Raw genomic sequence first — 12287 nt, forward strand, 5'->3', positions numbered from 1 at the left:
GTGCGCTGGGGCAATCTATTTTCCTGCTGTTTTTTCTCTATCAGCTTGAATTAATCATGCTGAGGCGTTTGAACGCGACGCGATGAGTGCTTTTTTCTATCAAATATCAACCGCAGCCTTAAGACCATCATAAACCGCCTCTTCGGCGGTGCGGGGGGCAAGGCAATCGCCGATCAGAGTGACTGGCAGGTCTTGCCAACTATCTTCATCTTCAGGTGAAACGCAGGGAACACTTCCACACGCCAAAACCAGATGATCGACACCATCGATGACCATCGGCTCTCCACCGCCCGTGTGATAGAGGTAAACCGTATCGTCGTCGACGCCAAAGGCTCGCGCATAGGTTTTTATCTGGACGCCAAGGTTATGCAACCGTGCAGCCGCACCATCGCGAACATAGCTCTGTAACGACTCGCCCAGGTGCAAGCCATTGATCGCAAGCGTTACCCGCGCGCCGGCTTTAGCCAGCATCTCAGCGAGGCCTACACCAATCCAATCACCTTGGCTGTCGTAGACCACCACATGACCACCGGGTAAGTTCTTCGCGTTCAGCAACTCGACGGCCTGACTGACCGGAAGATTGCCCATTCGCTCTAGGGGAGGCGTGTAGGGCTTGGCACCCGTGGCTATCAGCACTTGCTCATAGCCTTCCTTCAGTAGCTCTTCCGGCGTGACAGTCCGCTGGGTTAGTACGTCTACTTCACTGCGCTTGAGCTCTTCTTGCAAGTTAGTGATGATTCCTCCGAATTCTGCGCGATGCGGCAATAATTGCGCCAGGTTGGCCTGCCCGCCCAGACGCGTGCTCGCCTCATAGAGAGTGACTCGATGTCCCCTGGCCGCCGCTATCACCGCGGCCTTCATGCCGGCGGGGCCGCCACCGATCACCGCCACGCGCTTGGCATGTTCCGCCATGCCGATTCGGTCATAGTGCAGCTCGCGGCCCGACTCGGGGTACTGAATGCAGGAGATCGGCAGCCCGCGGTGAAAGTGGCCGATACACGCCTGGTTACAGCCGATGCACGCACGTATGCCATCGGCATCGTTTTGTCTGGCCTTGCTCGGCATCGCCGGATCGCATATCAGCGCCCGCGTCATACCACACAGATCCGCAGCGCCGGAACGGATCACCGCCTCCGCCTCGTGAGGTTGATTGATACGCCCAGTGAGAATCAGCGGCAGTGACAAGCCAGCCCGTAGCGCCAAGGCTTCATCCTGAAGATAAGCATTCTTGTAAGACATGGGGGGCACGATATGCACCGACCCTCCCAGAGACGCTGAGGTGCCGGCGACAACACTGGCATAATCCAGCTTGCTCTCGAGGTGCTTGAGTGTCTCGATGGCGATCTCCTGTGTCATGCCGTCCTCGTCACGCTCATCGCAGGAGATACGCAATCCGATAGCCAACTCGTCACCAGCCTGACGACGGATCTCATCGATGATCTCTTCAAGGAAACGCACGCGATTGGCGAAGCTGCCACCGTAATCATCACTTCGAGAATTGACCTTGGGATTCAGAAACTGCGCCGGTAGATAGCCATGGCTTGCGAGAATCTCCACCCCCTGGACGCCGGCTTGTTGTATACGCCGGGCGGCCGCACCAAAGCTCGCAACGATCTCTTTTATGATGTGGCCGCTAAGCGCGCGCGGCATCACATGAAAGCGCTCCTGAGGCGTGCTGGAAGCCGAGTAGGCAACCGGTTTGAGACCATCGGCGGACTCCATGATCTCGCGTCCCGGGTGAAACAGCTGAGCAAAAAGTACGCTACCATGTTTCTGACAAGCCTCCGCCAGGCGGCGATATCCTGGAATGCAGCTATCGTCATTGGCCATCAGCAGATGCGAGGTATAGCGCGCGGTTTCATGTACGCCGGAGACTTGCAGCACGATCAATCCCGTGCCATGACGAGCGCGCTTCTCAATGTACGCCACCAGCGCATCGTTGACGGTATCGTCTTCCGGCAGGCAGGTATCGTGACCGGTAAAGACAATGCGATTGGGAATCGTATGCCGACCGATTTGAAACGGCGAAAAAAGAGTCGGAAAGAGTGCTTGAGTGCTCATGAATGAGCCTCCGAGTGTCGTGTGGGAATGGCGCGAAGGGCTGCCTTGCGACCATAGACCCGCCTCACTTGCCAGTAAGCCAGCAGACCCACGCAGAACACCGAAGTGCCGTAGCCAATCGATAGCAGGCTCTCGCCGCTGAGCAGACTGAAGTCACGTCCCAGTGCTGCCGCATAGGGAATGGCATAAAAGACGACCAGCAGCCCGGCAATAGCCAATCCGGAAACCATCACCACCACTGGCCAGACCAGCGTCTTCTTGACCTCGGCGGGATCGAACTCCTCTTCCGGCGTCCGGCGGATTGCCTCGAAGTAAGCCAGTGCAGCCGTCGTCGGCTGCGTGAAACGCGAGATCACCAGAATGCATATCAGGTTACTGGCGAAGCCAAGAATGAAAGGATCAAGATAAACAGGTAGCGCCACCATACCCGCATTGTCGAGAAGCTTGGCGCCGATGTTGATGACAAACCCTACCAGCATGCCGACGAAAGCCGCAGGTGCGCTGATGCGTCGGCTCCAGATGCTCATGAAGGCCACCGGCCCCCAGGACGAGGCGAACAGGGTGCCGGCGAAATAGGTGATCCACATCACCGCGGGCGGCTGAAAGTAGGCCAGGATCAGGCTGGTCAGCGCCGCAAAGAACATGATGTAGCGACTCATCCGTAACGTCTTCTGCTCGCTCCAGCGAGTGGACTTGACGATATCGTTCGAGACGCTGAAGCCGATCAGCGACAGAAAAGTCGAGCACGAGGAGAGCGCGGCAGCCATGATGCCAGATATCAACAAGGTACCGGTAAAGGCCGGCATCATGTTCATCCCCGCCCAAACCATGACCCGCTCCGACACCTCGATATCCGGGTTGACGAGATTGACGGCGGCGCCGCTCATCATCAACACCACGTACAGCACCGCGAGTACCAGACCCGAGATACAGGCCGACCGCACCACCACATGCTCGCTTCTGGCCATCAGGTAGCGGCTGGTCTGCCACGGGCTGACCGCCAATACCAAGGACCAGGATACCCCCAGAACCAGAGCCCAGATCAGCGCGTCCTTGCCCGATGCCCAGTAGGCGCCCTCTCCGGTCATGCCATGCCAGGCGACGATTCCCGGCTTCGCTTCAGAAGTGGCGAGTGCCGAGAGCGTGGCATTCCAGCCCCCTTCTTCGCCAAGTAGATACGGAAAGGCAACGATCGAAACTAGGGTAAATAACAAGAACATGATGGTGTCCGTCAGCACCACACCGCGAGACCCGGAGTAGAGGGTGAACACCATATAGCCTAGCCAGACCATGATCAACGCCACGCCATACGGAATACCGACTACATCCGAAATCAGGATCGAACCACCCTGAGTCACCGCAAGCAAATAGGCGGTCAAACCGATGACTGTGGTAAAGCCGGCCAACACCTGCATTGCCCGCGAATCGAAACGCTTGGCAAAGAATTCGGGGATGGTCAATGACTTGCTGCGACGAACGAAACGGCCGAAAAACAGCGCCCCGATCACATAGCCGCTGGTATTGATTGCGACCAGTGCCAGCATCAAAAACGCATAGCCGTCATAGGCAAAGCCGGTTTCGGCGAGGAAAGCGGTAGTACTGAGAAAGCTCGCGACCAGCGTGCCAACGATTAACAGCGTGGGAGCCTTGCGTCCCGCCACGTAGTAGTCGTCGAGCCCCTGCACCTTGCGTCCGGCATAGTTACCTACCAACAGATAGACGGCAATGCTTACTAATAACCCCCAGAAATAGATATTCATCAGTGCGCCCTTGTAATTGTAATCGGTGCTTGGAATAGGATTTCCACTGAAGTAAAAATTTAGTGTACTTTTTTCACTCACAGTAATAATACTTTAGGCTAATTCCTAAACCGGTGATGCAGGCGCTTACTGTGGAACACTATGCATTTCAATTGGATGTGAGGGCCGTATGGCGGGTACGACACATTTGCAGGGCGCCAGAATTCGCAGTCTGCGCAAGCTAAAAGGCATGACGCTGATGCAATTGTCGCAAAAGGTCGGAATATCTCATGGATATTTAAGCCAGATCGAGCGCGGTATCAGCCAGCCCTCGATCGGTTCACTGGTGGATATCGCCCAAGCGCTGGGCGTCACCATGCAATGGCTTTTTTCGGATACGCAAGGCGAACATGATGGGAGTACGCTAAAGAGCGACAAGCTGGTTACCCAGGCGCAACGCGTCAAGATCGAATATCAGGATGGTATCGTCGATCAGCTGCTGACACCGCGCAGCAACAACCAGTTGGAAGTCATTCACGCGAGCTACCCGCCGGGCACGAGCAGCGAGCCCTATTCACACAAGGGACACGAAGCAGTACTGGTGTTGAGCGGGAAGATGGAGGTCGTGGTGGCTGGCGAACGTTTCGTACTCGAAGAAGGCGACTGTCTCTCCTTTACCAGCAACGAACCGCACAGCCATGCCAACCTCTGCGAGGGCTTTTCCACGGCGCTATGGTTCATAACGCCGGCTTCTTTTTAACACCTTGAACTACCAAGATTCGCTGCATTCAACAGGCAGGTGGCTCGCCAAGAATATCGTGACCTCTGCCAAGCTTGTTTTCTATCGCTTGGCCAATGACCAGCAGTCTCGCCTCCTGCCAGGGTCCTGCCAGTAGTTGCATGCCCACCGGCATGCCGGCCGCGTCCTTACCCACGGGCAATGTCAGCCCGCACAGTCCCATGAAGTTGCCCATTACTGTGTTGCGCAGCGCGTGCATGTTGGCCTTGGCATAGGCCCCTTCAGGCTCCAGGCTTGTTAGCGTCGGCGGTGTGATGGCCACCGTCGGCGTTAGCAGCGCATCGATAGCGGCCAGGCGCTCGGCAGCGGCGACAGAGAGTAAATCGATGACGTTGCGCCGGCGAACATACTCCCAGGCCGGCATGTCATCGGCAGCCTTGATCCTAGCGGCCACATTGGGGTCAAGGGCGTCGATCATCTCGGGCATTTCGGTATTGAGAAACGCGGCTAACTCGGCCGCTGCCAGACCACCCTGCTGGAACAGCGCATAGGCTTCGTCGGTGCCTGGCAGATCGACGGTGACGATGCGGGCGCCGCCAGCCTCGAGTTGGTTGATCGCCTCGCGAACCGCCTCGGCGATCCCTGGACTGCAGTTGTCCCAGAAGAAGCGTTCTGGGACGCCGAAGGTAAGATCGGCCAGCTCGGGCGTACTCGATCGCTCGGTGCGAACACCGCTCAGCTCATGATCCAATGCAGCGAAAGCGAAGGCCAGGTCGTCGACGCTGCGAGCAAGCAACCCTGGCGTGTCCAGGGTGGAAGAAAGCGGCACGATCTGCCGAGTCGGCCAGCGCCCTCCGGTGGTCTTGAGCCCGGCGACGCCGGTCATGGAAGCTGGAATGCGTACCGAGCCGGCGGTATCGGTGCCCAAGGCCAGACTCGCGGTGCCTCCCATCAGTGAGACGCCTGCGCCAGCACTCGAACCACCCGGCGTACGATGGTGGTTCTTATCCCAAGGATTGCGCGGTGTACCCCAGTGCGGATTGGTGCCCAACCCGCCAAAGGCGAATTCCACCGTATGTGTCTTGCCCATCACGCTGGGCAACTGGTGTAGCAGAGCTGTCACCATGGGCCCAGCTTGCTCCCAACATTCGGGCAACCGGCGTGAGGAGCCGGCGTAGGTGGGCAGGCCAGGTACAGCGAAGATATCCTTGATCGAGACCGGCAACCCCATCAAGGGGCCGGTATCGCCGCCAACGGCCAGCACGCTATCGGTAGCACGGGCAGCTTGCAGCGCGGCCTCCCCGTTCCAGGTGAGGTAAGCATGATCCTGCGCACCGCGAGACGCATAGTGGGCGACCGCCGACTCAGCAAGCTGAGTCGCACTCAGTGAACCGTTGCGTAGCCTTGCATGTTGCTCACGCAGTGGCAGAAAGATCGGGGAGTCGTACATGGCTGAGTCCAGTCCTTAGCGAATGGCGAATATCGGTTCGATGTCTGCGACGACACCGTGCATGTTGCTAACGGCTTATCTTGACGCAAGAGCAAAATTGCATGACGTTCTCATCCCAGTAGCGAAGCCGCGGCATCTGCCAACACCCGCGCGGCGACCTCTGCATCCTCGCGCTCTATATGCTCATCCGGATGATGACTAAGCCCCTGGCGGCAAGGCGTGAACAGCATCGCGGTAGGACAAACATGAGCAAGATGGATGGCGTCATGAAAGGCTCCGGAGACCAACTCCGGTGTGCCAGGGCAATACCGCCCGGCGCTGTCACGCAGCACGTCGAGCAGATGCTCAGGAAACGCCACCGGCGCCACATGAGAAGTGACCTTGAGTGAGGTGTCGCAGCCGGCCCACTGCCGTTTAGCCAGGTCATGGAACCTAGCATCAAGGGTATCGAGCACTGACTGAGTCGGATGACGAAGATCGATAGTAAAGGCGGCATGCTGGGCGATGGTGTTCACCGAGTCGGGCCAGAGAGAAAACTTGCCGATAGTGAAGCGTAGATCGTCGTCCTGTTCCAACACCGTGGCCTTGAGTGCTGACACGAACTCATGGGCGCCGTCGAAGGCATCACGACGTACCTGACGCGGCGTGGTGCCGGCATGGTTGGCCTGGCCTTCCACCTCGACCTCGTACCAGTTCACCCCCTGAATGCCGCTCACCACGCCGATCGGTTTGTTCAGTGCTTCCAGTACCGGGCCCTGCTCGATATGCAGCTCCAGGAAGGTGTGAGGGATGAAAGGCTCGGGGCGATAGGTAAGTCCATGCTCTTTCAGCAGCTCAAGGCAATCATCAAGGGCGTCACCGAAGCGGATACCGCTGCCGTCGAGGGTGGAGACGATAGCATGGTAATCGCGCTGGCCGGCGAACCAGGAGGATCCTGAGGCCCCTGGCGTGAAGCGGGCGCCCTCCTCGTTGGTCCAGGCCACGACTTCCAGCGGACGAAGATGATCGATGCCTTGTTCATGAAGTGTCCTGAGCACAGCCAATCCCGCCACCACACCCAGCGCACCATCATGGATACCGGCTTGGGGCTGGCTGTCGAGATGACTGCCAACCAACAGCGGCGCCAGCTCAGGGGCCTTTCCTTCTCGACGAATAAAGACATTGCCCATGGCGTCGTAGTAAGCCTGGCACCCCAATGCCCTCCCCTGTTCGACAAGCCACAAGCGAGCCTGATTATCCTGGTCATCCAACGCCAGCCTTCGGATACCTTTTGGCTGAAGAGCGCCAATACTGGCGAGAGACTGCACGTCATTCCAGAAGCGCTGGCCGTCGAGACATTCACCCAAGTGTCTAGATTCGGTCATTTACCCTCCTCAACGATAGATCAGCGAAGGTAGGTAGGTGCTGAACCATGGCACATAGGTGATGATCACCAGCGACAGCAGCATCAGTCCAATCAGCGGCAAGCACGCCCTGAATACCTCTTGCAGCGACATCTTCGAAATCGCCATGGCGACAAACAGGTTAAGTCCTACCGGCGGTGTAATCATGCCCACCGAGAAGTTGATCAGAGTGATGACTCCGAAATGTGTGGAGTCGACGCCGACCTGGGCAGCAATCGGTTGTAACAGCGGTGACAAGACGATGATTGCGGAGGCACTATCGAGGAAAAACCCCGCAATGATCATGACTACGTTGAACAGAGCCATGACCTGGATGGGATCATCGGTCAATGACAATACCTGGCTGGCCAATTGCGTCGGTGCCCCCGTGATCGCCAGCAACCAGGAAAAGGCCGACGCGCCGGCCGTGATCAATAACAAGGAGGCCGACATCAAGCCAGCGCTGCTCAATGTGCTGGTCAGGTTTTTAAGATTGATCTTGCGATACACCACCATGCCGACGAACAAGCCATACACACACGCCACGGCCGCGGACTCCGTGGGAGTAAACACGCCACTATAGATGCCACCCAGCAGAATAAACGGTAGCCCAAGGCCCCAGGCCGCCGACTTGAAGGCAGCGCCAATCTGATGAAGCGATGGGAAGGGAGCGCGAGCATAGCCCTTGAAGGAGGAAAAGACGATGCAGTAGGCGATCAGGATCGAAGCAATCAGAATGGCGGGAAGTAGTCCGGCCGCGAACAGCCTGCCGACCGAGGTGCCGGTCACCGACCCATAGATAATCAAGGCGATGCTTGGCGGTACGATGGGGCCTAGCGTGCCCGCCGTGGCGATTACGCCAATGGCGAAACGCCTGTCATAACCGGCCGCCACCAGCGCCGGGAACATGATACTTCCGATCGCCACCACCGTAGCCGGGCTCGAGCCGGAAATGGAGCCGAAAAAGAGGCACGACAATACGGTGGCTGCCGACAAGCCCCCGGGCACCCAGCCGACGAGGGCCTTGGCGAGCTCGATCAAGCGATCCGACAAACCACCGATTCGCATCAGCTCGGCAGCCAGGATGAAGAAGGGAATGGCCATCAATGAGAAGTTGTTCATGCCCGAGAACATGCGCATCGGCACGATGATCGGGTCGGTACCCCCGAAGAACTGAATGGCCAGAATCACGGAAAAAGCCAGTGCCGCGAAGATCGGCAGCCCCAGCAGCAATACCGCAAAGAAGATGGGCAGCAGTGCCGTGATCATGAGATTCCCTCGTTATTGTTGGGTATTTTGTGGCGACTGCTCTTCACACCAGTTTGTCCTTCTCGGCGGCGAGCTCCTCGGCCAGGCTCACAGGCGGTTTTCGCCAGACTTCATGGATGACCCAACAGTAGCGAACGATCAACAGAACCCCGGACAGACCGATGGGCAGATAGACCCAGGCCATGGGAATGCGTAACGCAGGAGACAACATTCCGCGTTCGAGAGTGCTGAGGAAGAGCCGGAAGCCGAGATAGGCCATCGCAATGGCGAAAAGGATACCCAACACCGCTGTCAGGATATGCAACCAGCGATTAACCGAAGGAGGCGCAAAGGCATTGAGCACATCCACCGAGATGTGAACGCCATGGCGAACCCCCATGCTTGCGCCCACGAAACTCATGCAGACGATGGAGTAGATTACGACCTCTTCGGCCCAGGAAAGTGAGCTGTTGAAACCGTAACGATAGACGACCTGGAAGGTGGTAATGATGGTCGCTATCGACATGAAGGCGACCATCGCTACGCTTTCCAAGCGATCAAGTAGTTTATTGAGCGCTTCGAACATGGATCAATACTCGATACCGACTACGTCATAGACCTTATGCAGAAGTTCGGGGGTGACGATATCCTTATATTCCTCATGCACCGGCATACTGGCCTCGACAAAGGCTTCACGCGCCTCGTCGGTGATCTCGTTGATCGCTATTTCATCCTGGATCTCTTCGAGAATCCTTTTTTCATCCTGCTGCGTAAGCTCTCGCGCTGTGTCACGTCCGTTATCAAAGGCCTCGATCATCACTTGTTGCAGGTCTTCGGGCAGCGATTCCCACGAACTCTTGTTAACGACCGCCGCGTAGGCGTGATAGGCATGGCTGGTCAAGGACAGATAGTCCTGCACTTCATAAAAGCGCATGGTGTAGATATTAGCCAGCGGGTTCTCCTGGCCTTCGACGACACCTTGCTGTAAACCGTTGTAGACCTCGGTGAAGGCCATCGCCGTGGCATTGGCATCGAGGTTTTCATAGGTCGAGATGATGATGGGTGCCTGCATGGTGCGCATCCGAATTGCATCGAGGTCTTCGGGTTTTTCGATCGGGCGGACGTTGTTGCTGATGTGGCGGAAGCCGGCACCCCAGAAGTTAACGCCGTGCATGTTGTCGTCTTCGAGGGTATCGAGAATTTCACGACCTACCTCGCCGTCCAGCACCTCGACCATGGTGTCGTAATCCGATAGCAAAAAGGGTAGATCGAGAATCTGCGTACGCGGCTCGAAGTTGCCCAGGGTGGCGGTTGGCGGGATGCCGATATCGACCAATCCCATCTGAATCTGCTCGATGATCTCGACGTCACCACCGACCTGAGCAGCCGGTAACACCTCGATGCTGATGCGACCGCCAGATTTCTCCTCGACCTCTTCCTTGAATTTCAACGCCGCCTGCCCATTGGGCGTTTCCTCGATCAGCACGTGGGCAAAGGTGAAGTTGTATTCAGCTGCCTGTGCCTGGGTCATCCCTAAGGAGACAGCAGCAATAGCAGAGGCCAATGAAAGCTTGGTGAGAAAATGGTTCATGTGAAGTACCTTTGTGTCGTTGTAGTTTTCAGGATCATAGCCATTCAAATGTCTCATGGTGTTGCTCGGATCACGGATCGTTATTCAGCTGTTTCAGTCGGGACGAAATATCCTCATTTGAGTGAGTGGAAAGAAGGACAGCGAGGGACAACCTCGCCTTACGTGCACTGAGATCCCTGACAGCAAACGCCCCCTGCGTCTCCAGGCTGGCGAGGCTGCCGGGGAACTCATAACTGCGATGAACCGGCCCTTGATGACAGGCACTTGTTATCAACACGGGCAGCCCTCTACCGGTGGCCCGACCGATACTCTCAAGCCAGCTGGTGGGCACATGCCCCCTTCCCAGACCTTCAAGCACTAGCCCTTGAGCACCACCATCAACAGCAGCGTCGATCAGGTCACTGCTGGCATCCAGGTAGGCCGGCAGAATATCCACCCGTGGCAGACTTTCACCCAAGGCTAGCGTCTTCGCTCTCACGGGCCTTTGAACCAGGCACGCTCTCAGACCATCGACATAGCCCAGCTTTCCGTAGCCAGGCGACTCGAAGGCGTTCACCTGATAAGTATTCATCTTGCGAACGTGTCGTGCGGCATAGATCGATTCGTTGAACACCACCAAGGCGCCCAACCCCTGCATTGCAGGATGGGCAGCCACGATGATGGCATTGGCAATGTTACGAAAGGCGTCGGTACCTTCTTCATGGGGAGCACGCTGGGAGCCGGTCACGACCAGAGCGCAGTGCTTGAAGGAGAGAGTGATATCAAGGAAATGCGCGGTTTCCTCAAGGGTATCGGTGCCATGGGTAATGACAATACCGGCAACGTTGGGATCATTGGCTAAGTGCTGGCAAAGCTGCTGAATCTCGATCAAGTCCGCTTGGGTAATGGCATTGCTAGGCTTTTGCAGGATCGAGCGAACTTCGACCTCTATGTCTGACTCGGGCGGTAGAACGACACGCTCGAACAGTACATCGCCGCTCAAAGCGCCGGAGATATTAAGACCTGCCTCACTGGTTTTGCTAGCGATCGTACCGCCTGTCGTCAGTAACACGACGTGTTTTCTTGTCATTGTCTGGCACCGTTGTTCTATTCGTTATCGGCGCACCGGTCATTTATTCTACCGAGTGTTTTTAATATGGCGTCAGACATCTGATGTCTGACGTTTGTTTGATGCTAGACTCACTTTCTGTTGAGACGCAAGTGTCGTCTGCAATCAAAAGGTCTAATAAGCTTCAACCAAGCCTGCAGACGGCAGGGCTCCGCATGCCAGCAAGCCTCTGCTCACGTTAAATGATGAATATGCGAGACACTCGAAATGACACTCAAACGCCAACGTGGCATTTCCCCCAAGGAACCAGGACGCTTCGGAGGCTCTATTGATCGCAGCTCTATTGCCTTCCAGATTCTGGAGCGTATCAAGACCGCCCTCATTCGCGGCGAGCTCATGCCCGGCGACTACCTGCCTTCGGAAACCGAGTTGACTCACAGCCTGGGTATCGGCAAATCAAGCGTGCGAGAAGCGATCAAAATGTTGCAGGCTATCGGCATTGTTGAGGTGCGTCGCGGCCAGGGCACCATCATCCGACGCGAACCGGGAGAGCCATTGGTCGATCCCATGGCGTTCGGCATGATCCTGGCGCGGGGCATGACCCGCGACGTGCTGGAGTTTCGACGCATGTTTGAACCGGCTTACACCCAACAGGCCATGATCAAGGCAACCGCCGATGACCATATCCGGATCCGCCAGAGCCTCGACGACATGGAAGCCGCGATCGTCAATGGCGAACAGACCTCACACCACGATATTGCCTTTCACCGGGCTATTCTGCACACCACTCACAACCCGATGACGATTCGTGTCGGAGAAACCTTGCTGCAGCTGATCGAAGCGGCCCTTGAAACTTCAATGCAGATTTTGCCGGAAACAGCCCTCAAGGATCACAAGGCTATCTACGCGGCATTCAAGATGAACGACATCCCGGGAGTACACGCGGCGATCGAAGAAAGCGCCAAAAGCTGGGAGACCGACCTCACCTATCGAGACTGATTGCGATGAAAAAGTCAGTGCATGGGATGC

General features: G+C 56.9%; 10 protein-coding genes. 2 read left to right on the top strand and 8 right to left on the bottom strand.

The window, feature by feature from the left end; genetic code table 11:
• Positions 1-99: 99 nt before the first annotated feature.
• Together H7850_RS11655 and H7850_RS11660 are read right to left on the bottom strand one after the other, a co-directional pair.
• Positions 100-2061, bottom strand: coding sequence for an FAD-dependent oxidoreductase (locus H7850_RS11655; RefSeq protein ID WP_227369710.1), 1962 nt, complete (start codon positions 2059-2061; stop codon positions 100-102).
• The gene (locus H7850_RS11660) at positions 2058-3821 is read right to left on the bottom strand and encodes a sodium:solute symporter family protein (protein WP_227369711.1); all 1764 of its coding nucleotides are present in this window, start codon (positions 3819-3821) and stop codon (positions 2058-2060) included. Before H7850_RS11660 ends, H7850_RS11655 begins: the two co-directional genes overlap by 4 nt.
• Before the next feature lie 169 nt (positions 3822-3990).
• Between H7850_RS11660 and H7850_RS11665 the strand changes: the two genes are divergently transcribed.
• The gene (locus tag H7850_RS11665) at positions 3991-4560 is read left to right on the top strand and encodes a helix-turn-helix domain-containing protein (RefSeq protein WP_227369712.1); all 570 of its coding nucleotides are present in this window, start codon (positions 3991-3993) and stop codon (positions 4558-4560) included.
• 28 nt (positions 4561-4588) lie between these two features.
• On the opposite strand, the gene H7850_RS11670 is transcribed toward H7850_RS11665, so the two are convergent.
• The 6 genes from H7850_RS11670 to H7850_RS11695 form a co-directional block, all read right to left on the bottom strand.
• Positions 4589-5989, bottom strand: a complete 1401-nt coding sequence (locus H7850_RS11670; RefSeq protein WP_227369713.1) for an amidase — start codon at positions 5987-5989, stop codon at positions 4589-4591.
• 110 nt (positions 5990-6099) lie between these two features.
• On the bottom strand, positions 6100-7353 hold the full coding sequence (locus tag H7850_RS11675) for a M20 family metallo-hydrolase (RefSeq protein WP_227369714.1): 1254 nt from the start codon (positions 7351-7353) through the stop codon (positions 6100-6102).
• A 9-nt stretch (positions 7354-7362) separates the two neighbouring features.
• Complete coding sequence (locus tag H7850_RS11680) at positions 7363-8640, bottom strand: TRAP transporter large permease (protein ID WP_227369715.1); 1278 nt, start codon at positions 8638-8640, stop codon at positions 7363-7365.
• Between the two features lie 43 nt (positions 8641-8683).
• Complete coding sequence (locus tag H7850_RS11685) at positions 8684-9205, bottom strand: TRAP transporter small permease (protein WP_227369716.1); 522 nt, start codon at positions 9203-9205, stop codon at positions 8684-8686.
• 3 nt (positions 9206-9208) lie between these two features.
• Complete coding sequence (locus tag H7850_RS11690; protein WP_227369717.1) at positions 9209-10210, bottom strand: TRAP transporter substrate-binding protein; 1002 nt, start codon at positions 10208-10210, stop codon at positions 9209-9211.
• 70 nt (positions 10211-10280) lie between these two features.
• The gene (locus H7850_RS11695; RefSeq protein ID WP_227369718.1) at positions 10281-11279 is read right to left on the bottom strand and encodes an asparaginase; all 999 of its coding nucleotides are present in this window, start codon (positions 11277-11279) and stop codon (positions 10281-10283) included.
• A gap of 246 nt (positions 11280-11525) precedes the next feature.
• On the opposite strand from H7850_RS11695, the gene H7850_RS11700 reads away from it, so the two are divergent.
• Complete coding sequence (locus H7850_RS11700) at positions 11526-12257, top strand: FadR/GntR family transcriptional regulator (protein WP_227369719.1); 732 nt, start codon at positions 11526-11528, stop codon at positions 12255-12257.
• The last annotated feature ends 30 nt before the right edge of the window (positions 12258-12287 follow it).

It is taken from the genome of Halomonas sp. M20 (assembly GCF_020622265.1).
Classification (GTDB): domain Bacteria; phylum Pseudomonadota; class Gammaproteobacteria; order Pseudomonadales; family Halomonadaceae; genus Modicisalibacter.

Coding starts and splice junctions, on each gene's coding strand:
- H7850_RS11655 (WP_227369710.1), bottom strand. CDS start 2,061: ATGAGCACTCAAGCACTCTTTCCGACTCTTTTTTCGCCGTTTCAAATC.
- H7850_RS11660 (WP_227369711.1), bottom strand. CDS start 3,821: ATGAATATCTATTTCTGGGGGTTATTAGTAAGCATTGCCGTCTATCTG.
- H7850_RS11665 (WP_227369712.1), top strand. CDS start 3,991: ATGGCGGGTACGACACATTTGCAGGGCGCCAGAATTCGCAGTCTGCGC.
- H7850_RS11670 (WP_227369713.1), bottom strand. CDS start 5,989: ATGTACGACTCCCCGATCTTTCTGCCACTGCGTGAGCAACATGCAAGG.
- H7850_RS11675 (WP_227369714.1), bottom strand. CDS start 7,353: ATGACCGAATCTAGACACTTGGGTGAATGTCTCGACGGCCAGCGCTTC.
- H7850_RS11680 (WP_227369715.1), bottom strand. CDS start 8,640: ATGATCACGGCACTGCTGCCCATCTTCTTTGCGGTATTGCTGCTGGGG.
- H7850_RS11685 (WP_227369716.1), bottom strand. CDS start 9,205: ATGTTCGAAGCGCTCAATAAACTACTTGATCGCTTGGAAAGCGTAGCG.
- H7850_RS11690 (WP_227369717.1), bottom strand. CDS start 10,210: ATGAACCATTTTCTCACCAAGCTTTCATTGGCCTCTGCTATTGCTGCT.
- H7850_RS11695 (WP_227369718.1), bottom strand. CDS start 11,279: ATGACAAGAAAACACGTCGTGTTACTGACGACAGGCGGTACGATCGCT.
- H7850_RS11700 (WP_227369719.1), top strand. CDS start 11,526: ATGACACTCAAACGCCAACGTGGCATTTCCCCCAAGGAACCAGGACGC.